This is a genomic window from Vibrio sp. 10N.261.55.C5 (assembly GCF_041470505.1).
Classification (GTDB): domain Bacteria; phylum Pseudomonadota; class Gammaproteobacteria; order Enterobacterales; family Vibrionaceae; genus Vibrio; species Vibrio crassostreae_C.
Window position 1 is genome coordinate 213,165 of sequence record NZ_JBFRMS010000012.1, and the last position, 22,503, is coordinate 235,667.

General features: G+C 43.8%; 17 protein-coding genes and 1 riboswitch. Of the genes, 7 read left to right on the forward strand and 10 right to left on the reverse strand.

Annotated elements, in window-relative coordinates; translation table 11 throughout:
* Positions 1-253 precede the first annotated feature (253 nt).
* From mukB to cmoM, 4 genes are all read right to left on the reverse strand, one after another.
* Positions 254-4,714 carry a chromosome partition protein MukB gene (gene mukB, locus AB4263_RS05630; protein WP_372097838.1) on the reverse strand — a complete coding sequence of 1,487 codons (4,461 nt, stop codon included), beginning with the start codon at positions 4,712-4,714 and terminating at the stop codon, positions 254-256.
* On the reverse strand, positions 4,711-5,517 hold the full coding sequence (gene mukE / locus AB4263_RS05635) for a chromosome partition protein MukE (RefSeq protein ID WP_102427849.1): 807 nt from the start codon (positions 5,515-5,517) through the stop codon (positions 4,711-4,713). The genes mukB and mukE overlap by 4 nt, the downstream gene beginning before the upstream one ends.
* A complete protein-coding gene (gene mukF, locus AB4263_RS05640) occupies positions 5,498-6,835 on the reverse strand; it encodes a chromosome partition protein MukF (protein WP_017055049.1) in 1,338 nt (445 codons plus the stop codon). Before mukF ends, mukE begins: the two co-directional genes overlap by 20 nt.
* A 125-nt stretch (positions 6,836-6,960) precedes the next feature.
* Positions 6,961-7,746, reverse strand: coding sequence for a tRNA uridine 5-oxyacetic acid(34) methyltransferase CmoM (cmoM, locus tag AB4263_RS05645; RefSeq protein ID WP_017063509.1), 786 nt, complete (start codon positions 7,744-7,746; stop codon positions 6,961-6,963).
* Positions 7,747-7,861: 115 nt separating this feature from the next.
* On the opposite strand from cmoM, the gene elyC reads away from it, so the two are divergent.
* Complete coding sequence (gene elyC / locus AB4263_RS05650; protein ID WP_017062093.1) at positions 7,862-8,713, forward strand: envelope biogenesis factor ElyC; 852 nt, start codon at positions 7,862-7,864, stop codon at positions 8,711-8,713.
* A gap of 166 nt (positions 8,714-8,879) precedes the next feature.
* Here the strand turns inward: elyC and torR are convergent, their stop codons facing one another.
* A complete protein-coding gene (gene torR, locus AB4263_RS05655; protein ID WP_017062094.1) occupies positions 8,880-9,593 on the reverse strand; it encodes a two-component system response regulator TorR in 714 nt (237 codons plus the stop codon).
* 285 nt (positions 9,594-9,878) lie between these two features.
* Here torR and torD point away from each other — a divergent pair, with 285 nt between their 5' ends.
* The 3 genes from torD (at position 9,879) to AB4263_RS05670 (ending at position 12,821) form a co-directional block, all read left to right on the forward strand.
* On the forward strand, positions 9,879-10,526 hold the full coding sequence (gene torD / locus AB4263_RS05660; protein ID WP_017062095.1) for a molecular chaperone TorD: 648 nt from the start codon (positions 9,879-9,881) through the stop codon (positions 10,524-10,526).
* A 316-nt stretch (positions 10,527-10,842) separates the two neighbouring features.
* Positions 10,843-11,847, forward strand: coding sequence for an HTH-type transcriptional repressor PurR (purR, locus tag AB4263_RS05665; RefSeq protein WP_017063507.1), 1,005 nt, complete (start codon positions 10,843-10,845; stop codon positions 11,845-11,847).
* A gap of 170 nt (positions 11,848-12,017) precedes the next feature.
* Positions 12,018-12,103, forward strand: a riboswitch (cyclic di-GMP riboswitch).
* 127 nt (positions 12,104-12,230) lie between these two features.
* Positions 12,231-12,821, forward strand: a complete 591-nt coding sequence (locus AB4263_RS05670; protein ID WP_019820997.1) for a TfoX/Sxy family DNA transformation protein — start codon at positions 12,231-12,233, stop codon at positions 12,819-12,821.
* Positions 12,822-12,918: 97 nt separating this feature from the next.
* Here the strand turns inward: AB4263_RS05670 and AB4263_RS05675 are convergent, their stop codons facing one another.
* Positions 12,919-13,278 carry a DUF3316 domain-containing protein gene (locus tag AB4263_RS05675; protein ID WP_017067843.1) on the reverse strand — a complete coding sequence of 120 codons (360 nt, stop codon included), beginning with the start codon at positions 13,276-13,278 and terminating at the stop codon, positions 12,919-12,921.
* A 379-nt stretch (positions 13,279-13,657) separates the two neighbouring features.
* Between AB4263_RS05675 and AB4263_RS05680 the strand changes: the two genes are divergently transcribed.
* Positions 13,658-14,338 (forward strand): TVP38/TMEM64 family protein, encoded by a 681-nt coding sequence (locus AB4263_RS05680; protein ID WP_372097840.1) that lies wholly within the window; start codon positions 13,658-13,660, stop codon positions 14,336-14,338.
* Positions 14,339-14,402: 64 nt separating this feature from the next.
* The gene (locus tag AB4263_RS05685; RefSeq protein ID WP_017062099.1) at positions 14,403-14,720 is read left to right on the forward strand and encodes a DUF2007 domain-containing protein; all 318 of its coding nucleotides are present in this window, start codon (positions 14,403-14,405) and stop codon (positions 14,718-14,720) included.
* Between the two features lie 131 nt (positions 14,721-14,851).
* On the opposite strand, the gene AB4263_RS05690 is transcribed toward AB4263_RS05685, so the two are convergent.
* The 4 genes from AB4263_RS05690 to topA form a co-directional block, all read right to left on the reverse strand.
* Complete coding sequence (locus AB4263_RS05690) at positions 14,852-15,649, reverse strand: alpha/beta fold hydrolase (RefSeq protein WP_017062100.1); 798 nt, start codon at positions 15,647-15,649, stop codon at positions 14,852-14,854.
* Between the two features lie 285 nt (positions 15,650-15,934).
* A complete protein-coding gene (gene glgA / locus AB4263_RS05695) occupies positions 15,935-17,389 on the reverse strand; it encodes a glycogen synthase GlgA (RefSeq protein WP_372097842.1) in 1,455 nt (484 codons plus the stop codon).
* On the reverse strand, positions 17,379-18,608 hold the full coding sequence (gene glgC, locus AB4263_RS05700) for a glucose-1-phosphate adenylyltransferase (RefSeq protein WP_080582251.1): 1,230 nt from the start codon (positions 18,606-18,608) through the stop codon (positions 17,379-17,381). Before glgC ends, glgA begins: the two co-directional genes overlap by 11 nt.
* Positions 18,609-19,131: 523 nt before the next feature.
* Positions 19,132-21,762, reverse strand: a complete 2,631-nt coding sequence (topA, locus tag AB4263_RS05705; RefSeq protein ID WP_017067846.1) for a type I DNA topoisomerase — start codon at positions 21,760-21,762, stop codon at positions 19,132-19,134.
* 438 nt (positions 21,763-22,200) lie between these two features.
* Here topA and AB4263_RS05710 point away from each other — a divergent pair, with 438 nt between their 5' ends.
* Entirely contained in the window at positions 22,201-22,446 is a 246-nt protein-coding gene (locus AB4263_RS05710) for a YciN family protein (RefSeq protein WP_017062104.1), read from the forward strand.
* Positions 22,447-22,503: the final 57 nt, after the last annotated feature.

The following is a 22,503-nucleotide window of genomic DNA, read 5'->3' on the forward strand; positions in this document are numbered from 1 at the left end:
TTGTGGTTTTGTGCGTGTGACCTCAAACAAGTTCCATTGATAATAACCATAATGTATTAGTGGTCTTATCAGTGTCGACGAAAGGATTAAGCGGGAGGGGTTCTGCTGTAGAAGTAAGAAATTAGATTCAAGATACAAAAAAGCCCCTATTGATTAGGGGCTTTGTACAAATATCATTGAGTCGCTTTCGAGCTTATAACTCAGTTATCAAGCTTATTGCTCGGCTATCAAGGCTATGACTCGGCTATCAAGGTTATTGCTCAGCTTCTTCAATAAGCTCTTGAACTGGGGATGCCGGTTTGTTTTGAGCAAAACCGCGCAGGCCAACAACATGTACGTGCTCGTGATCTTTAAAGACCTTACGAACCAGTTTGTAGGTTGTGCCTTTCTCAGGGCTAATGTTCTCTGGTGCTGCAATCAAAAGTTGCATACCTAAACGGTCACACAGTTCGAACAAGGTAGAGATAGATTTCGCATCCAGACGAGCTGCTTCATCAAGGAACAACAAACGACATGGAACGATGTCTTTGCTACGAAGTCGACGAGACTCTTCTTCCCAGCTCTGAACAACCATCAGTAGGATAGACTGACCAGTACCGATCGCTTCACCCGTAGACAGTGCGCCCGATTCCGCTTGTAACCAACCGTCTGAACCACGGTTAACTTCAACACTTAATTCTAGGTAGTTGCGGTAATCCAGTAACTCTTCACCTAGAACTTGTGGAGAACGTTGACCCATATCGATATGTGGGTTAACACGTTGGAACAACTTCGCCATCGCTTCTGAGAAGGTAAAGCGTGTTGATTCAAACAAGTCTTTGTGTTCCTCTTGCTGAGTCGCTAGCCCTGATAGCAAGATCTCGTGGCTTTCACGAATCTTAACGTTCAGACGTACGCCCTTAACCTGACCAAAGTAGATGTTCGACAGCCCTTGGTTCAGCATTCGAATACGGTTCTGCTCGCGCTGAATCGTTTTCTTGATGATACTTGCTACCGACTCAGAGCTGATCGCCAAGCGGTTTTCACGCTGCGTCAGTTCTTCTGTTAATCGAGCGAGCTCAACTTCCATCTCTTCGATTGCTTCAACCGGATCATCCGTATGAATGATGTCTTGGCGAATACGCTCGCGAAGGTGTTGATAAACCGCAATGTAGAACAGAACCTTACGCTCTGGATGTGCGTTGTCTTCAGATAGACGCAGCGAATCACGTAGGTCGTCATTGTCAGCTACAGCTAGACGTAAAGCACCCAGTGATTTATCCGACATAGAACGAAGCTCGCCCGCCGTTAGGTAAGCCAGTTCACGCTTATGAAGACGACGTTCAACATCATTTTCACGAGCTAAGCGAAGTACTGAACACCAACCCGCTTTCGCTGCAACAACGAAAGTACGAAGCTCGGTGTACTCTTTTTGAACTTTCTTAAGACGCTTAGCCAGTGCTTTCATCTCAAGTTCAGTTGACGTAATCGTACGCTCGTATTCACTCTTACGGCTGCGAGATGTGTGCAGACGCTCTTGAAGCTCGTCACGACGACGTACAGCACGCTCTTCAGCGCCTTCGTCAGCGTTTACGCCGAACTCTTGTAGCTCTTGTTTGAACTCTTGAACCGTTTCTTGCTTCGTTTGATGTGAGCTCTTCAGTGCCGCCAATACTTGGTTGTATTGGTTCATCTGTTCGCGAGCTTGCTTCAAGCCATCGCGGCCTTTGGTTCTTGCTTGTTCAGCTTGAACCAACTTCGCTTTCAGTTGCTCGCTCAGTTCACTGCTCTTATTAAGCAAATCAACAGAATCCGCGTAAGCAAAGTAATGACGACGCTCAATCAGATCAGACAGTGCGAACACTTTGCCTTTTAGCGTTTGTAGCGCGTTGTCTGCTTGACGATACTCTGCTTCCAAAGCTTCGAATTGCTCTGGGTCAGCGTCTAGTGCAGATACGATTTGCTCTAGAGAAGTAAGCGATTTGCCGTGCTTATTCAAGTAAGACTTAGCTTCACTTAAACGCTCTAGTTGCGCTTCTAATTCAGCTAAGCGCTCAGCCAATGTTTCGTCTTCTAAAATACGAACCATAGGTGCTAATTTATCTAGCGCACCGAGTGCCTGCTTGCTTTGTAGAAGCTGGCTACGTTGCTGCTGCTCTTTAGAGTTAAGCTCAGCCAGAGAACGAACAATTTGATTACGCTTATCACGAATCGCAGCAAGTGCTTGTTCTGGGTCTGCGTTAAACGCAACGTGCAGGTGCTTCGCAACAAAGCTGTTGAATGCTTGATATAGGCGATTCAGCTTTTGAGAGTCAAACGCGGCTTTCGCGTGGTTCTCAACAACAACATCACGCTCTTCGCGCAATTTCTCTAGACGTTGTTCACGAGCCGCACGGCCAAACAGTGGGATCTCAGGGAAACGTGAGTAACGCATTTGGCGATCGTTCAGCTGAACACATACTGCGCCTTCAAGCTCATCGGCATTAAATGAACTGTCATCAAACGCATCGACATCGCCTTCTAGGATGTAAAGGTCTTCTGGACAATCATCAAGATCCACCAGCTTCTCTTTAATACCATCAAGATCAGAAACCACAATTGCGTGACGAGCTGGGCCGTACATCGCACTGAAGTACGGCGCATCACCAATCGTGATGTCATCGTAGATTTCAGAAAGCAGAACGCCACCAAGCGTATCCGCTAAACCTTTCAAACGAGGATCGTTAGAGCCACCCGGAGAAGCTAAGCGTTCAATCTCTTGCTCAAGTTCAGAACGACGCGTCGCCAATTGATCTTTCGCTACCGCTTGAGACTTTTCGTCTTCAAGCACTTGCTGCATTTGAGTCATTACTGCTTGGCTATCTTCTAGCTCAGCATCTGTTTGATCTCTTAGGACTTCAAGTGCGTCGTTCGCTGTGATCCACGCTGGAGCAATTGACTCAAGTTTTTGAATCTCTTGGTCGTGGTTTTGTTGTATACGACGTTGCTCGCTCTTCGCTTCACGCAGCTCTTCTTGAGCGTACTCAAGGGACTCGATCTGCATAGCATGACGTTCACGTTCTTCATCGAAAACCGCTTCATCAGTCAGTGAGATGTTGTGCTGTTTTTGGTATTCAGTCGCAAGCTCTTTTGCTTGACGCTGCTGAGCCACATCACGAGCCATGTCGCGGTGCTGAGCGCGCCACTGCTGTTCGTTCTCAACAACGTGTTTTGCGTTACGACCTTTTTCTAAAGCTTGCTTAGCGCTGCTAGACGCTTCTTTGCGCTCCACGTCACCAACGATGCTCTTAACTAAAGACAGTGCTTTGTCGAACTGTGCTGAAGCTGCAGAAGACATATCTAGCTTGTGCTTAGTAGCCAGTAGCGCTTGAGTGCTTGATTCTTCTTGTGCTTTTAGCTCAGAAACAAGAGTTAATGCACTTTCTGCCGTAATCGATTCATCACCAAGCAACTGCTTAGTTTTCTCTAATGCTTGAACCGCTTGCTGGTACTGAAGTGCACGAGTCTGCTGAACATCCAACGCTTGTTGGTAATCAGCAAGCTGAGTTTTCAGGCTATCCACTTCTTCTTCAGTGATGGTTGCCTGCTCTTCAGCAAGAAGTACTCGCTCTTGAGCTTCTTCCACTACCATCATCTGCTCTTCTAGACGCTCATTAAGCTCTTCTAGATCTTCGCTATAGCGAGCAATCTTCTCTTGCTGGCGAAGTGCAGTTTGAACCAATTGAAGATGATCCGAAGCCGCTTGATAATCTTGCTCTAGTGCCGACTCTTGATCGACCAACAGCTCTAATTCTTCTTGAACACGGTTCAACAAGTTGTTTTGATCATGCAAGGTTTCACGCGAACCAAACAGTTCACCACGGAACTTCATGGTTTGATCAAGCTTGTTACGACGGTCGTTGGCATGGCGCATGTAATCTGCTGCCACGTAGTTCGTAGATTCAGTGATCAAGTGCTTAAACAAATCACGATCCGACTGAGTCGTTTTGATCGCTTCTAGCGTCATACGGTTTTCGCGTAGTGCTGATTCCATGTCTTGGAACGCTTTCTTCACACCACCATTTTGCGGTAACAGGTAATCACGCAGAGAACGCGTAATCGCACTTGAGATACCACCGTAAAGTGATGCTTCAATTAGGCGGTAGAACTTAGAACGGTCGCTGCTGTTACGTAGTTTCTTCGGTACCACACCGTATTCAAACATTTGCGAGTGGTAATCAACAATCGAAGAGAAGGCCTTAAAATGCGTGCCTTCGTATTGTGCAACCGCCGCTTTCACGTCGTTCAACTGACATACGCGAGCGTGGCTGTCTGAAACATTCTGAATCAACACATCCGTTGGTTTCACATGGCTTGGAAGGCCTTGGATTACGAACGGTTTGATGTCTACTTTCTTGTCACGACCGGCAACTTGCTGCAGTTTTACTGCAAACAATAGGCGTTGATTACGAGAGTTCACAACATCTAGTGCAGCATAACATGCGCCAGGTTGAAGCTTACCGTAAAGGCCTTTATCACGAGATGACTGTGAGCTACCCGCTTCCGTTGTGTTACGGAAATGCAGAAGGCTTTGGTCAGGAATCAGCGCTGTGATGAATGCCGCCATAGTGGTCGACTTACCTGCACCGTTACCGCCAGAAAGCGTTGTAACCAATCCATCAATATCAAAAGTACGCGCAAAGAAGCCGTTCCAGTTGACCATGGTTAATGATTGATACTTACCTCTTTCAATCATGCTTCACCTTCTACTTTTGTTTGTTCGCCATCGTTTGACTCAAGGTCAAAGTCAGCTTGATCGTTAAAAATGTCTTGTTGACCGTTTTCGTTTACGTCTGCAACTACTTCTGATACAGCTTCCGCTTGTTCTTCATTCAACAAGCTACCTTGGTTAGGCTCTTGGGTATGCACCACAGCTTCACCATCACGGATAAGACGTAATTGCGCTTCTTTCATATCGTCACCAACACGAACGTCAGCGCCAAAGCGGAATACCGCTTCGCTGATACGGAACTTGCCCGTTTCACCAATCGCAATCAGCATGCCGATACGGCGTAAACGACGCAGAGAAGTACGAACTTTTTCGAACAGCTTTTCTTTATCTAAGTCAGAACCAGATGCACGGTTGGTTGCTAGCTTCATGAGTTTTTTCTCATCCGCTAACGACATCAATTCATCAAACAGTTCTTGATTGGTGAAGATACCTTCATGAGCAAGACGTTCTGGGCTTAGGTATAAGAAACACAACACCTTGCCAACCAACATGTCGAGCTCAGACAACACACTACGACCAATCAGAGACGTAGAACGCGGACGCAGGTAATAGAAACCTTCCGGCGCTTTTACCAGTTCCGTATTGTAGCGTTGATAGAAATGCTGAAGCTCAACTTCAAAATCAGACAGCAACGCGTGGTTATCTAGGTCTTCTGTTGAAACATGCTTACCTGAACGCAGCATGCTATCTAACGCAGGGAACAGTGGGTTCGCTATCGCTTTTACCAGTTTCTCTGGCATGTAATCATCAGTACTTGTTAATGACATTTGCTTGTACCTTTGCACCGAAATCGTTAATTGCCTGCCAATCTGGCTGAATAGCCTGATAGTCAGACTCTGAGTAACCTAAGCGTACGGCTTGGTCGACAACAATTCTGGCTAAATCAAAATGGTGTGTGCGAGGGTGTGCAGCGAGGTAATCGCGTAACACAAGGCCAAGATCAATTGGCGCGCCTTGCTGTTTGTGAGCTTTTAACATCTCTGCAATTCGATCTGAAAGCAGGTCATTTACTTGCTCAAATTCTTCGTACTCTACGTCGATTGGTGCTTGTCCCATCACTTCGTCATCACGAAGCACGAGCGCTTCATCACGAAGATCCGTCAGCTTCTCAGCATCGGCGTAGGTCAATAACCAAGGCGCATCAAAGTAGTCAGTGACTGACTGACGCAAGCGCTGGCTAAAGGCGCGGTTTTTATCCATATCAATCGCGGTACGGATGAACTTGTGAACATGGCGGTCGTAGCCGATCCATAAATCGATGGCTTGTTGGCCCCAACTGGTGATTCGGTCTAGCTTCATCTGCAAGCCGAACAGGGTTTCGCCAACGAACTCGAGTTCATCGTCACCGTAAACAATTTCTTGAATATCGAGGATCTGTGTTTGCAGTTCATCCCCCGCCGCTTGCAAGGTGTCTTGCAATTCTTTTAGTGTGGACGAGGTTTCTGAAAGCAAGGTTTCACAGTTGTTAATCGCCTCTCGCCAATCCTTGTTTAAAAGGTCGGCAATTTGCTGTTTAACGGTTTGCTGCTGCTCATCCATAACACGTTGGTTAAGATCAATCTGATCGAAAATTTCACCAACAGAATACTTGAGCACGCCGTAAACATTCTTTCTCCAATGTCCTGGAGTTCCGCCTTTTTGTGCTGCTTCAATGGCTTTTGCCATCTCGTCCGCAACCATAGAAAGCTGGATAGACAGTTTTAACTTAGAGAACTGACGGTGGCGTAAGTAATAATCTGAAATACCAATCGCCAATGGTGATAAGCGATAAATACTCGCACCATCGGTGATTTCGCTGGTAAAGCGGCTAATCAACTTCTGTTTAACTAACTCGTTGATGGCATTGTTGGCACGAAACGCGGACGCTTCGCCAGTATCTTCAAACAGTCGAGTGACGATGGTAAATGCATCGTGCAGTTCACCCTCGCCCAACTCTTCATCGAACCTTTCATTGCTTAGTACTGCGATAGCAATCAAAAATGCTAAGCGCTCTGGTGGCAAGTTTAATGAAAAATCATGCTGCTTGACCCAGCCCACCAACTCATCAATTGGCTGCTCTTCGGCAGTTTGAGTCATTTCACTCATTGTGGTTCCTGTTACTGTTCTTCGTCATATCGAATGTATTAGATATGACGCCTATTTCTTTATGACGCGGGCTTCTTACGATTGCATAGCGCATGTTGTGGCTTCTTTTACCACATTCACCGCTGTTATTGCGCAGGTTTTTGAGCCCAAACGTGAATATAACGGCCTAGTGACAGATATGGCTCTTGGCGACATAGCTGTTTTTCCAGTTCCAATACATCTTCAAATTGGTAATCGCCCATGTACTCCATATTACCTATGTAGTCACTGAAAGAGCGAATGCCTGATTTACCACAGATTTCTAGACCAGCGTCTTCTATCCATTGATAAACCTCTTCCGGCTTCAAGCCTTTTTGTGGTTGCAGCTTAAACCGTTTTCGATGTGGCATCCCATTCAATACATGAGGAATGTTGCCACAAATCACATTTTTCAGGACTAATCCGTGGTGGTTGTAAAACATTATCGAGGCAACGCCACCCGGTTTAACTTGTTCAAGCAATAAATCAAGCGCCTCTTTAGGATCGGCTAACCATTCCATTACGGCATGAAACATCACAAAATCGACTTTCTCATCTAGATGTTCTGCGACTTTTTGTACTGGTGAATGAATAAATCGATATTGCTCTAGCAAACCCGCTTCGCTGATACTTTCTTCTGCGAGCTTCAGCATTTCAGAAGAGAGATCACACAGAGAAACGTTATGCCCAAGCGACGCAATTTTTTGCGACATCTGTGCAAGGCCGCCTCCAGCATCAAGCACATGCAGCGGAGAAGCTGATTGCTCAAACTTGCTCAAAGCTTGTTCTAAATCTTCCCATACGATGATCTGACGGATCTCTCCTTTGTCAGAGCCGTAAATATTTTTTGCAAATTTGTGGGCAATATCGTCGAAATTACGGTCTTCAGTCACGGCTACTTGAGTTATTATGTCCTATCGTGCCTGCTATTCTGTCACAGGAATTTCAGGAATAAAGAGGCGATGTCTCTTTTTACTACTAAGTGATGTTTTTTCGGACTATTCGGATATGTTTGAGCTGAAAAAAGTAGTGTCTTCGCTATTGATGCCACTGCCAGCAATGTTAATTCTCGCTTTTCTGGGTTTAGCCCTAGTGATGTTTACTACCAAAAGGAAGACGGGTTGCTTAATCACCCTTTCAGCCCTATGTGGTATTTTCCTAATCGCTTTCCAACCAGTTTCTAGTCAACTTTTAATGCCAATGGAAAGGCAACACACCGCTTTTTTACCTGTCGATGAAACCGTCGATTACGTAATGGTTCTCGGAAGTGGTCACGTCGTAGACGACCAAATTCCACCGACATCAGAACTTAGCCGCACCGGCCTGATGCGTTTAAGTGAAGGGATTCGTATTCTACGCCTTTACCCTGGTGCAAAACTCATTTTGTCTGGCTATGGCGCAGGCACTGAAGTCAGTAACGCAAGAATGATGGCTAAAGTTGCATTAGCACTTGGCGTAGCAAAGCCCGACATCATTCTGCTTGAAACCGCAAAAGACACCTGGGAAGAAGCTCGCCAAGCCGCTGCGTTCGTTAAGAATAAAAAAATGGTTCTGGTGACTTCAGCGAGCCATATGACTCGTGCACTCAATGAATTCCATGCAGCTGGTATGAAACCACTGCCTGCACCAACCAACTACCTTGCACAAGAAGGCGTTGTTGAGCCTTGGAATAAGTACATGCCAAAAGCTCTCTACCTTGAGCAGACTGAGCGTTACTGGCACGAAACCATGGGATTAGTTTGGCAAGATTTACGTGATTGGCTTGATACAAGCAATGACATTGTTGAAGAGCCGGTGATTCCAGAAGCTTCCAGCTTAGTTGAAGATGACGGTGAAGTTTCTGCGGCTCAGCCTCAGTAAGCCAATTGAATCTTTAAACTCATACTGAGCAGACTGAGTCGGCAAGTATTTTTAGGTTCTCTGTTCGTTAACAATGAAAGCTAAGCAATAAAAAAGCCGAGACATCAATGGTGTCTCGGCTTTTTACGTTTAAATGTCGTTGTTGATTAATCACTTCCGAAGGAAATCAATCACCAGCGAACATGTAACCTTCACCGTGAACCGTCACAAAAATTTGTGGGTTCTTAGGATCAAACTCCATTTTTGCACGCATACGACGAATCAATACGTCGATAGTACGGTCATTAGGCGCGTCCACTCGGTGGCTAATCATATTCAAAATACGTTCGCGGCTTAAGACTTGGTTAGGGTAAGAAGACAATGCCACTAGCAGTTCGTATTCTGCTTTGGTCAATTTCACCGGTTCGCCGTTTTTGCTTAACGCACGACGAGGGATATCAAATGTCCACTCACCAAAACGAACCACAGACTCATCTGATATTTCTTCGACTGCGCCCGCTGCTGTTTTACGAGCAGCAGAAATACGCCAAAGTAGGTTTTTAACTCGAACTAATAACTCGCGAAGTTCGAAGGGTTTAGTAACGTAATCGTCAGCGCCCATTTCAAGGCCAACGATTTTGTCGATGCTATCCGTGCGTCCAGTAACTAAAATAATTCCAATGTCTGATTGACTGCGTAATTCGCGAGTTAGCATCAATCCATCTTCGCCTGGTAAGTTGATGTCCAGCATAATGAGGTCAACGTTGTTTTCTTCTAACACGTTTCTCATTTGAGCGCCGCTTTCTGCTTCGCTCACTGTGTAACCCTCGTTCTGGAAGTATCCAACCAGTTTACTGCGGGTTACCACATCATCTTCTACGACTAATACGTGATAGCTCATCTACACCACTTTTCTTATTTAATAGTTTCAGTGACTATTCTATTCATAACTAGTAACAATTCTAGTGGTACAGAAGATAAAAGCCAGAAACATGGATTTTTTTTGATACAAGACAATCTTAAACCTTGCTATTTATCGTCCATCGCAATTCAATATAGGCATTACTACTAACGAGTAACTTTGCGTTTCGCAAATAACCTTGTTATTCAGCCTTGGTGTGCTTATGCCCAAGTGACTTCAAGATGCATATAAGCAACATCACAAGACTAAGTCAGGATCTAACAAATGAAAGATACGAAAGCGTTCAACGAGCAAAGAGCAGAAATATACTGGTGGCTATCAAGCTTATTTGCCAAAGAGCTCACTCAAGAAGAACTCGATCACTACCACTCTGTTGAAATTCGTTCTTTCCTAACTGGTTTAGGCGAAAATGAGACACTAAAGCCAGCGATTGATAAGTTAGTGGATGCGCTGAACCGCCTACAAACTCGTGAAGATGCTCAGCTAGAACTGTCTGCAGACTTTTGCGATCTTTTCTTAAAGACAGATAAGCACGGCGCTCTTCCTTACGCTTCAATGTATATCGGCGAAACTGGCCTTTTGAATGATAAGCCAGCAAAAGATATGGAAGAGATCATGGCTAAGCACAACTTAGTTGTGAACCAAGATCTAAAAGAGCCAGCAGACCACATTGCTATCGAACTCGATTTCCTTGGTAACTTGATCATTCGTTCAAACGAAACGAATATTGAAGAAGAACTAGAGAATTCATTTGCCGCTCAACAGCAGTTTATCGAACAACAACTGCTGACTTGGTTACCAAAGTTCAACGTGAAATGTCATGACGTTGATGAATTCGGTTTCTACGCCTCCGTCTCATCGTTGCTACTCGCATTCTGTCAATTAGACACTCAATATTTAGCTGGTGAATAGCTTATTGGATGACTCGTTAAATAAATTCAGAAGAATGTGACAATTCACCCGGATTTCCGGGTGAATTTTATTGCGAGTAATTTCTAGTCAGTCTAAAATTGTGACCGCAAACGATAAAATATGAAACATTCACGAAATGCTATGCTTATTATAGTTTTGAGCATTTCGGTGTTAAGACAAGCCGCTCAATAGCGGTTTTTTGTTTTTTAGCACTTTTAGTACCCAAAGAGCCCTACAAATTTAAGCTCTTAGTTAGGTAGCTTAACGGCTACTTTATTCCGTACTTTGGGAAAGTAGCTTCTAATAGGATAAAACCATGGCCACTATAAAAGATGTCGCTCGCTTAGCCGGCGTATCAACAACAACCGTTTCTCACGTAATCAATAAAACTCGCTTTGTTGCAGAAGCAACGCAAGAAAAAGTAAACAAAGCCGTAGATGAACTGAACTATGCACCAAGTGCTGTTGCTCGTAGCTTGAAGTGTAATACAACACGCACCATCGGCATGCTAGTGACTCAATCAACTAATCTATTCTTCTCTGAAGTTATCGATGGTGTTGAGAGCTACTGCTACCGTCAAGGTTACACTTTGATCCTGTGTAATACGGGCGGTATCTATGAGAAGCAACGTGACTACATTCGAATGCTTGCAGAGAAACGTGTAGATGGCATCTTAGTTATGTGTTCTGACCTAACTGAAGAACTAAGAGAGATGTTAGACCGTCACGCTGACATCCCTAAAGTTATTATGGACTGGGGCCCAGAGAGTTCTCAAGCTGATAAGATCATCGATAACTCTGAAGAAGGTGGCTACCTAGCGACCAAATACCTTATTGAACGCGGTCACTCTAAGATTGCATGTTTAAGTGGCCACTTAGACAAAGCAGCATGTGTTGAACGTATTGCCGGTTACAAGCGCGCACTTAACGAAGCTAAAATTTCTGCCGATGACAATATGATCATCGAAGGCAACTTCGAGTGTGATACGGCTGTTCTTGCTGCAGAACAAATCGTTGAGATGGAAGATCGTCCAACGGCGGTATTCTGCTTTAACGACACAATGGCACTCGGCTTAATGAGCCGACTGCAAGAAAAAGGCATCCGCATTCCTGAAGATATCTCAGTGATCGGTTACGACAACATCGAACTCGCTGAATACTTCTCTCCGCCGTTAACGACAGTTCACCAACCAAAACGTCGTGTTGGTAAGAATGCATTCGAAATTCTATTGGAGCGCATCAAAGACAAAGACCACGAAAAACGCGTCTTCGAAATGCACCCTGAAATTGTTGAACGAAGTACAGTTAAGACGTTAAATTAATTGATAATTCGAGTTTAATTTCATCAAGCGCACCTTTAGGTGCGCTTTTTTTATCAGCAACTATAATGAACCCTTATGCATAAATGAAAGATCATTAATTGAAGCGGTATCACATTTTGAAATATCAAGTGTGAGCTTCATTCAACAAAAACTTTATTCTATTCAATCAGTCACGCACAGGGCAAACCACTCGAAAGAGTGAGACGCAAAGCTTCCGGCCTAAACCACTCGTTGGTATGGTAGCGGGGTTACCGATGGCAAAATGCAGTAACTACTAATAATTTAGTAATTTACGGCTTATTGACAATTTAATTGCAACATTTTGCTAATCTCTCGGACCTGCTTATTTGGTGGCGTAGTTCAAATACACCGAGATAAATAACATGGATAAACCGATACTAAAGGACTCGATGAAGTTATTTGAGTCCCTAGGAAAAATAAAATCACGCTCAATGTTTGGTGGCTTCGGTCTTTTTGCTGATGACACTATGTTTGCTCTGGTTGTAAATGACCAGTTGCACATACGCGCAGACAAAGGCACAACTAAACAATTCGAACAACAAGGGTTTCAACCGTACGTCTACAAAAAACGTGGTTTCCCTGTCGTTACTAAATATTTCGCTTTACCTGAAGGCCTCTGGCAAGACCAAGAGAAAATCTTGCAGCTTGCAACCACGTCTCTAGGTTTTGCTAAAGAAGAAAAAGCTGAGCAGTCTTCTGCTAAGCCGACCCGACTCAAAGATCTGCCTAATCTTCGACTCGCTACCGAGCGTATGTTGAAAAAGGCAGGGATCGATTCTGTAGAACGTTTATATGAATCTGGCTCTGTAAACGCATTTAACGCCATCAAAGAATCGCATGCGTCTTCCGTCAGTATTGAACTACTTTGGGCGCTAGAAGGCGCGATCAATGGTACACATTGGTCTGTTATACCGCAGCAACGTCGCGAAGAGCTTATCAATCGCGTCAATTAACATTGTCAGTGCAATCTATATACATAACTAAGCCGCATTTACTGCGGCTTTTTTTATGTCGACAAAACTAGTCTTATGTATAGCTGAACCACTGAGTTCAAAAAGATGGACGGTAATAGTATTTGTAATCCACTTTAACCATCGGAATGAAGTTAATTTCTCCAGAGGAATCCATTATTTCTTTTACTTTGATGGTACCGTTTTTGATTTCAAACGAGCGTACATCTACTTTTTCAGAGGCTTGCGGTAAGATTTTGCTCAATTCATATGAGCGCTTACTGTTTATATCCATCCAGATTTTTTTTCCAGATTCGTAAGCCTGTGATTGGCTCGCCACTACATCGCCTTTAAATACTTTAGACTCAACAGCCGCACGGTGATAGACGCCCGATCCCATGGCTTGGAAAGAGAATAGGCCCGTTGTAGCAATAACCGTAATCATTGATAATAATTTCATAGCTAGCTCCTTAGTTGTCTGCCTGAATAATTATCTAAAACAATCTTCATGCCACGATTGTTACGTATATAGAACGAGCCAAGACCAAAACTCTTTCAAATTTTTGTTACTTTTTACGTGGTACAAATTATCGCTAATAAAATAATGCATACAAAACAAGTCCCTAGCAGAGAGTCACAACCTTCTAATCAACGAATCTTTTTCCACCTCTATTCCGCCAATACTTGTCGCTAACATAAGACTAAGCAATTAGGCTAGCTTTTTGCCCCCGATCCATCGTCTAGAATAAATAGTTTTTTATTAACTGGTGAAAGTTAATCTATGCTTTGCCTGTCTATCTATACTATCGGTATGCATTGAAAATTTAGAGGAAGTATCAATGAGTAAGAAAATGATATTGGGTATTGTGTTGGTCGTAACCATCGTCTTGTTAGGCATCAATTTCGGCCAGTACTTAACGCTTGAAAATGCTAAGGCCCAACAAGCTGTGTTAAATGACTACATTGACAGCAACTTTATTGCGGCTGCCGCTATCTATTTTGTCGCGTATGTCATGATTACGGCTTTCTCCATTCCTGGTGCCGCTGTTGTAACCTTATTAGGGGCCGCGCTATTTGGCTTCTGGAACAGCTTGCTACTGGTATCTTTCGCAAGTGTGATCGGTGCGACCTTAGCTTTCTTAAGTAGCCGTTACCTGTTGCGTGACTGGATTCAAACCAAGTTTGGTGACAAATTGGCGACGATTAACAAGGGGGTTGAAAAAGACGGCGCATTTTACCTGTTTTCTCTGCGTCTGATTCCTGTATTCCCATTTTTCCTTATCAACCTATTGATGGGTCTAACACCGATGTCAGTGAGTCGTTACTACATTACGAGTCAAATCGGGATGTTACCGGGGACGGCGGTTTTCTTGAATGCTGGTACTCAGCTCGCAGAAATTGATTCACTTTCGGGCATCGTCTCCCCTTCAGTACTATTGTCATTTGCATTATTGGGGATATTCCCAATAGTGGCTAAATGGTTGATGGGTAAGTTTCGCTCAGCACCCGTAGCTGAATAATGTATATAGCAGAATAGTTTATAATATCTAAACAACACAGATAGCCGAATAAGGTTCTATTTCAATGAAAATCTTCAGTGCATCGAATCCGACAGAAGCTCATATCATCTGTGGATTGTTAGAAAGCGAGAATATTGCCTGTGAAGTCCGTGGTGAGGGGTTGTTCGGATTAAAGGGGGAAATCCCATTCACTGAAGAAACTGACCCTTACGTATGGTTATATGAGCCAGAATTGGCCAGTAAAGCTCGCATGCTCGTCAATGACTACCAAAAGCAGCAAGATTCGATCATCTATGAAGAGTGGCGTTGTGGTGAGTGTCATGAAGTCAACGAAGCGCAATTCGGCTCTTGCTGGCAGTGCGGTGCTGCCTCACCTGAATAGCAGGGTTTCAGTGACCTGATAGAACGATTCGGTCAGATACCTCCTCCAATTAAAAACGGGAAGCTAAAGTTAGCTTCCCGTTTTTATTTCAATTCGATTAACTCATCATCTTTGATTTCACGCCTAGAATATCACTGAATTTGTTTTTGAATAAACGCAATCGAACGCTGATTAAACTCTTCAGGGTTTTCCACGTTACACACGTGTCCACAATTCGGGATTTCTACTAGCTCACTCGATTCATGCGCTGCAACCATTTCTTTTACAGGCTTAATAAACATGTAGTCACGTTCACCCATCAAATAAAGAGTCGGTATTGGTAGCTCTCTATCTTTAAAATATTTCATCAAGGGGTTTACATCAGCCGTTAAGATAAACCAGCGTTTAAATTCTTTCTGGCACAGTTTTTTGGCTTCGCGGATAAAAAGGTGACGAGACTCTTTTTGGCTTTTTTGTGGCATCACAACATAAGCAAAAAGGCTGTATAACCACATGTAAGGAATGATGTGCTTGCTGAGGTTACCCAACTTGATTAACACTTGAGAGCGAGTGTTTAGCTTGGTGACAGCGCCACCCAGTACCATTGAACGTACACGGCCAGCCGCCAGTTCGGCAACGTTACGCACAATAATCGTGCCCAAAGACATGCCAACGAAATGTGCAGAACGGATCTTAAGATGGTCTAACACTTTAAGAATATCAAGCGTCACCGATTTGAACGTATAACGATTCGAAATCAGCCCTTTAAGTATATTGTCTGATTTACCGTGCCCTCTCAGATCAATGAGAAGTAAGTTGAAATGCTGTTTATACGCTTTGATCTGCTTGAACCAGATGGAGGAACTGCCTCCTGCGCCATGCACAAATACAACCCACTCATCGCTCGTAGGGTGAGTAAATGTTTTATGAAATAGTAAACTCTCAGACATACCTATCGCTTTAATTATTGGAATGGAGCTATGCCTCATCACGAGGCGATGACTAAGGATACCACGCTATTAAGAACTTTAAGTGATAATAGTGTCAAACCTATCATTAGTCATGTGAATACCTACCTCACCTTTTCTACCTGACTAAAATGAGTTTGCAAGCTTTGTCTTCGTAAACGTGATGTGCTCTGACCAGGAAACCAAAAGGCACTCTACAATTAGAGCGCCTTCATTTAGTACGAGCGGCAGTTGCTCGCCAGCTAACTTTAAAGCTAAGTCAACAAGTTAAAATGCTGAATGATACATAGCTAGGTATTCTTTAGCCGCATCTTCCCAACTAAAATCTTGCTGCATCGCATAAAGCTGAACACGCTTAATTTCAGATGGGTTTTGTGCGTAAAGCAGTAATGAACGATGTAACACAGCCAATAACGCTTGCGGTGTTGGCTCTTCAAAAGCAAACCCAGTCGCGACTTCAGGATCTTCATCGTAATCATTCACGCTGTCTTTTAAACCTCCCACAGAACGAACAATCGGCAAAGTACCGTAAGCCATGCTGTAGATTTGGTTTAAGCCACACGGTTCAAATTCCGAAGGCATCAAGAAGAAATCAGAGCCTGCTTCAACCAAGTGCGCAAGTTCATTATTGTACGCTTCTACGAACGAGAACTTATCTGAGTGAAGCGCTGATAGCTCTTTCAATTGACTCGCCAAAACCGGATCGCCAGTACCGACAATCACGATCTGAAGATCATTTTTCAAAAACTGTTCGATGATAGGCAGTAAGTAATGAACACCTTTTTGATTCGTCAAGCGACAAACCATGCCATAAACCGCGCAATCGGCAACGGGTAAACCTACATCTTGTTGCAGTTTTTGCTTACAAGCTGATTTTCCGCGAGCCATGCTGTGCTTGGTCGCTTTGTATTTACGAGGAAGGAAAGCATCAGTTTCCGGATTCCAAGCCCCATAATCACACCCATTCAAAATGCCGAACAGATCAGCAGATCTGTGTTGGAATTCTGCAGCCATACCGTGGCTACCTAATTCCGTTTTCAACTCTTCTGCATAGGTAGGACTTACTGCGTTCACTTTATCCGCACACATCACTCCAGCTCTTAGCATAGTGACATGAGTGTCACTCACTGAAGCTTCAGGCGCATGGTAACTGTGCATCTCTGGCAGGAATTGAAGTTCATCGTAGGCGAACACACCTTTGAAAACCGCATTGTGGATCGAGATAACACTGCGCGTATTTTCAAAGAAATCGTGTTGTTGATAACGCGATTTAAGCAAGAAAGGAACGAAACCAGTATGCCAGTCATTTGCATGAATGATATCCGGTTGAAAACCAAGCTTAGGAAGCATATCAAGACAGGCTGCACTAAAGAACGAGAAGCGCTCTCCGTTATCAGCATAAGCTTGATTGTTTTCTGCGTACATTTCCGGGCGGTCGAAATACTTGGCACATTCAATACCAAAAACTGGAACGCCTTCTACGCTCAGTTTTTTAACTTGATAAGCCGTATGAGGCCAATGATCGAGTTCAGTCGATAAAATAACTTCTGCTGAATCAATGCTTGGAATGTTTCTATATGCGGGGATAGTCACTCGAACGTCCTGTTCGAGTGTTTGCAACGCTTTCGGCAGTGCCTTGGCTACATCAGCCAAGCCACCACTTTTAATCAAGCCTTCAACTTCAGACGCTACAAAAAGTACCGAGAGAGTCTTAGTAACCAACTCGTGCTCCTTTAGAAATCACTACGACACCATCGTCAGATACGTGGTAATGCTTTTTGTCTTCTGTCAGATTTACACCAATCTGTGTACCCGGTGCGATATCTGCGTCTTTATCAATGATAACGCGGCGCAAGATACAACCCTCACCCACTTTTACATCACCGAGTAAGATGCTTTCGCTGATATCACACGCTGATGCGATATTGCTGCGGAAGCCCAATACACTCTTTTCAATACGCGAACCACGTACATAACTACCGCTACACACAAGGCTATCAATGATCTGAATTCGACCATTTGCCGAATCAGTAAACGTAGCTGGTGGTAGTGGCGGGTAATAAGTGTGTAGAGGCCATTTACGGTTGTATAGCGAGAATGGCGCATCTTTCTTAAGAAGGTCCATGTGCGCTTGCCAGTACGCGTCAATCGTACCTACATCGCGCCAGTAAACTTCTTCTTTCTCACCAGTAATACGGTTGGTGCTGAAATCATAAACAAACACGTCACCACGTGGGAACATGTTTGGAATAATGTCTTTGCCGAAATCGTGTGTCGAACCTTCTCTATCAGCATCTTCCGTTAGTTCAGCAAAAAGCTCTTTCGCTTCGAACACGTAGTTGCCCATTGAAACGAGCGCTGATTCTGGATCGCCCGGGATCGACTTCGGATTTGCAGGTTTCTCTTCAAAGCCAATCATACGGCCGTCAGCATCAACCTCAATAACACCGAATTCTGATGCTTCAGCAAGCGGCATGCGCAATGCTGATACTGTTAGAGCCGCTTTCTTCTCTTTATGGAAATCAAGCATCTGTTTGATGTCCATCTTATAAATATGGTCTGAACCAAAAATACATACTTGATCAGGTTCTTCCAACTCCATAAAGCCCATGTTTTGGTAGATAGCATCTGCTGTGCCTTCATACCAACGCTTTCCTTTACGCATTTGCGCAGGAATTGGGTCGATAAAACGGTCTGTTATACCACTGATATTCCAGCCTTTTTTCATATGGTGGAACAGTGACTGTGACTTAAATTGTGTTAATACGTAGATCTTCATTAGATCAGCATTAACGAAGTTGTTCAAAGCGAAATCAATTAAGCGGTAACTACCACCGAAAGGAACCGAGGGTTTGCTGCGAGATTCAGTTAAAGGTCTTAAGCGAGAGCCTTCACCACCAGCAAGAATCATTCCCAATACACCAGCCATTTTATTCTCCATATATCTATAGCTTGTCGATGTTAGTACTCGTAGAGGTATCTTCCTCTGGGGGATGAGCACCAACACTTATTTCGGTATTTAGCGAATATCCATTCACATACAGTGACAATATCCTAAGCCAAACGTTGTTATGTGTGCACTATTCTTTGCACTTGGTTTTATATACGTTATCGACTTTTCGGCCGAATTCAATTTTTAATACGCCATTCTGTGGTACGTAAGCTGATTGCTTTCCTAAGACTTAAAGCAGCTCACACTACACCGTCCAGACGAAACATTACATTAACACCCGACACACATCAGGTATACAACTAAACGCTGATCTGTGAGTTACAATATTTTAATTAAGTTACATTTTCGTTAAAGTTGCATAAGAAGATATGATTAATTGCCGCCATTAATTTTGCGGTGTGAATTTAATAAATCCCCACCGACGAAACACCAGGTCAACAAGTTGCATATTTAGTCATATTGAGATCAAAAAAAGCAGCCATTAGGCTGCTTTTTCATCAATAACGTTCAGTTATTTCTCTTTAGGCTTTTTACGCTTATCCGTAACTTCCCACTTACCGTCGATGTACAACGCAGTCCAACCGGACGGTTTTCCATCTACTTCAGTACGCACGTAGTTTTCTTTGGTCTTACGACTAAAACGAACCACTGTCGGCTTACCATCAGGGTCAGCAACTGGCGCTGATGCTAGGTATTGGAACTTAGGTGAGATACGGTCTTTAAAACGAACCAGCTCTTCCACTAATGGTGCACGTGTTTCACGTGATTTAGGGAAGTTGCTCGCAGCCATAAATAGACCAGAAGCACCATCACGAAGAACAAAGTACGCGTCTGAATTTTCACACGGAAGTTCAGGGAAATGCACCGGGTCTTCTTTTGGTGGCGCAACTTCGCCATTTTTCAGAATCTTACGAGTGTTCTTACAATCTTCACTCGTACAGTCCATGTATTTACCAAAACGACCGTTCTTCAGAACCATGTCAGAACCACACTTGTCACACTCAACAAGTGGACCATCGTAGCCTTTCACTTTAAATTCGCCGTGCTCAACCACATAACCTTCACAGTTCGGGTTGTTACCACATACGTGCATCTTACGCTTATCATCGATTAGATAGGCATCCATTGCCGTTTCACAAATAGGACAACGCTTTTTAGCTCGAAGTGCTGCTGTTTCAACGTCTTCTTCAAGCACGTTGATAATGCCTTCTTCATCACCAAGGTTGATTGTTGTCTTACAACGCTCTTTTGGTGGAAGTGCATAGCCAGAACAACCAAGGAATACGCCTGTCGAAGCAGTACGAATACCCATTTTACGGCTACAAGTCGGACACTCAATATCGGTTTCCACGATATGATTTGGCTTCATGCCACCAGCGTCTTCGTCTAAATCTGCTTTTTCCAAATCGCCAGTAAAGTCTTCGAAGAAGTTATCTAGCACGCCTTTCCAGCTTGCTTCGCCTTCTGCGATTTGGTCCAACTTCTGCTCCATACGAGCAGTGAAGTCGTAGTTCATTAGGTCATTGAAGCTGCCGTCTAGACGGTCAGTAACAATTTCACCCATCTTCTCAGCATAGAAACGACGCTGTTCAACTTTTACATAACCGCGATCTTGAATCGTTGAGATGATTGATGCGTATGTTGAAGGACGACCAATACCACGCTTCTCAAGCTCTTTAACTAGCGCCGCTTCAGTGAAACGAGCCGGTGGCTTAGTGAAGTGCTGTTTAGGGTCTAGCGCAATCAGATCAAGCTTATCGCCGATCTGTACTGCTGGAAGGATCGTATCTTCGTTCTTGCCCATTGGACGCTGAACACGAGTCCAACCATCAAATTTAAGGATACGACCTTTCGCTTTCAACGTGTACTCATCTGCTTTAACGCTTACTGTCGTTGAATCGTATTGAGCTGGCGTCATTTGACACGCTACGAATTGATTCCAAATTAGCGAGTAAAGCTTGTGTGCGTCTGCGTCTACGCCGTTTAGATCTTCCGACTTAACATCTACACTTGAAGGACGAATCGCTTCGTGGGCCTCTTGAGCGCCCTCTTTGCTGCCGTATGCAAGAGCTTTAGGTGGAAGGTATTGCGCGCCGTACTCAGAACCAATGTATTCACGAGCGGCTTCTACAGCTTCTGAACTCAAGTTGGTTGAATCAGTACGCATATAAGTGATGTAACCCGCTTCATACAGGCGTTGAGCCAGCATCATGGTTTTCTTTACGCCATAACCAAGACGCGTACTCGCCGCTTGTTGCAGCGTCGACGTGATGTAAGGTGCAGACGGCTTACTCTTTGTTGGGCGGTCTTCACGTTTACATACTTCGTATTGCGCTTTTTCTAAAACGCTAACAGCAGCTTGTGTTTGCGCTTCATTTTCAGGTTTAAACGCAACACCGTCTTTCTGTGCAACTTGCAGTCTAAAGTCGGTTTTCTCTGCTGTTTTAGTATCAGCATGCACATCCCAGAACTCTTCAGGGATAAAGGCGTTGATCTCGCGCTCACGCTCTACCAGTAGTTTTACCGCTACTGATTGAACACGGCCAGCGGACAGGCCTCGTGCTACTTTTTTCCAAAGCAGAGGTGACACCATAAAGCCAACAACACGGTCCATAAAACGTCGTGCTTGTTGTGCGTTTACGCCATCAATATTTAGCTCACCTGGAGTTTCGAAAGCTTGTTGAATAGCATTCTTGGTGATTTCGTTAAAAACCACTCGCTTGTATCGCGTTTCATCGCCACCGATGATCTCACGAAGGTGCCATGCGATAGCTTCTCCTTCGCGGTCCAAATCGGTTGCGAGATAAACATGGTCTGCGTTCTCAGCCAGTTTTTGCAATTCAGCGACGACTTTCTCTTTACCAGGTAGGATTTGGTAGTTCGCTTCCCACTCTTTATACGGGTTGATACCCATCTTTTTGATAAGAGCTTTGCGATCTTTTTCTTTCTTGATACGAGCTTTGTCTTCTGGGCTCATACCCTTGGTTGAAACTGCAGCAGCCTTTTGACCAGTACTTTGACCTGCCGTTGGTAAATCACGTACGTGACCTACACTCGACTTAACGACAAAGTCTTTGCCAAGATATTTATTGATAGTTTTAGCCTTGGCTGGCGACTCCACTATAACGAGCGATTTACCCATATTGACTCTAACGTCCTTAATCACGATGCTTCAGCACCAACAATTTAGCTTGTGGGCTTTTACGCATGATATTCTAAATTCATTGCTTCTTTTTTTACTATTGTGCGAGATTACTAGAAGATCAACCGCTTTTTTCAAAATTGGATCTGATCGCTCGACAATTCGACGACTCATAGATAAAAGGGTCACAATATAAGAAGCTATAAAGTACTCACTAAGAATACTTGCAAGAGCCTATTCATCAGGCATTACGTCTAAACGGGCTCATACTAAGCTTGTCCGCGAATCTAACGCGAGCCCCATTCAATTATTTTTGCCGTAAATCACAAAATAAATTGTGGATGTTTGAAAAGACTCTCTTAATCGGTTGTGAAATCATTGAATTTCTAGTTCGACACCATAAACTCAACGTTATATTCAGTTATCAGAGATAAACTCATGACAAAGAAAGTAATAGCAGAATTTGATTTACTGCTTATCGCAAACCAAATTATCCAATCACATGATGACTACATTGAAGGCATGCGCGCAAACAGCGTAGTAGAAAAAGACGATGTACTCGTCTTCAAAGGTGAATACTTCTTAGACAGCAATGGAATGCCGACCGAGAATACAACCGCGGTATTTAACATGTTTAAATACTTAGCGCACCACCTTTCGAAAGAATTTACAATTCAGCAATAATTAAAAAGCTTGCCACTTAGGCAAGCTTTTTTGTTCCTAAACCTTTACATACTAAGC

Coding starts and splice junctions, on each gene's coding strand:
- elyC (WP_017062093.1), top strand. CDS start 7,862: ATGTTTGAGCTGAAAAAAGTAGTGTCTTCGCTATTGATGCCACTGCCA.
- mukE (WP_102427849.1), bottom strand. CDS start 5,517: ATGTCATTAACAAGTACTGATGATTACATGCCAGAGAAACTGGTAAAA.
- AB4263_RS05685 (WP_017062099.1), top strand. CDS start 14,403: ATGAAAATCTTCAGTGCATCGAATCCGACAGAAGCTCATATCATCTGT.
- torD (WP_017062095.1), top strand. CDS start 9,879: ATGAAAGATACGAAAGCGTTCAACGAGCAAAGAGCAGAAATATACTGG.
- torR (WP_017062094.1), bottom strand. CDS start 9,593: ATGAGCTATCACGTATTAGTCGTAGAAGATGATGTGGTAACCCGCAGT.
- AB4263_RS05710 (WP_017062104.1), top strand. CDS start 22,201: ATGACAAAGAAAGTAATAGCAGAATTTGATTTACTGCTTATCGCAAAC.
- mukB (WP_372097838.1), bottom strand. CDS start 4,714: ATGATTGAAAGAGGTAAGTATCAATCATTAACCATGGTCAACTGGAAC.
- topA (WP_017067846.1), bottom strand. CDS start 21,762: ATGGGTAAATCGCTCGTTATAGTGGAGTCGCCAGCCAAGGCTAAAACT.
- mukF (WP_017055049.1), bottom strand. CDS start 6,835: ATGAGTGAAATGACTCAAACTGCCGAAGAGCAGCCAATTGATGAGTTG.
- AB4263_RS05670 (WP_019820997.1), top strand. CDS start 12,231: ATGGATAAACCGATACTAAAGGACTCGATGAAGTTATTTGAGTCCCTA.
- purR (WP_017063507.1), top strand. CDS start 10,843: ATGGCCACTATAAAAGATGTCGCTCGCTTAGCCGGCGTATCAACAACA.
- AB4263_RS05675 (WP_017067843.1), bottom strand. CDS start 13,278: ATGAAATTATTATCAATGATTACGGTTATTGCTACAACGGGCCTATTC.
- AB4263_RS05690 (WP_017062100.1), bottom strand. CDS start 15,649: ATGTCTGAGAGTTTACTATTTCATAAAACATTTACTCACCCTACGAGC.
- glgC (WP_080582251.1), bottom strand. CDS start 18,608: ATGGAGAATAAAATGGCTGGTGTATTGGGAATGATTCTTGCTGGTGGT.
- AB4263_RS05680 (WP_372097840.1), top strand. CDS start 13,658: ATGAGTAAGAAAATGATATTGGGTATTGTGTTGGTCGTAACCATCGTC.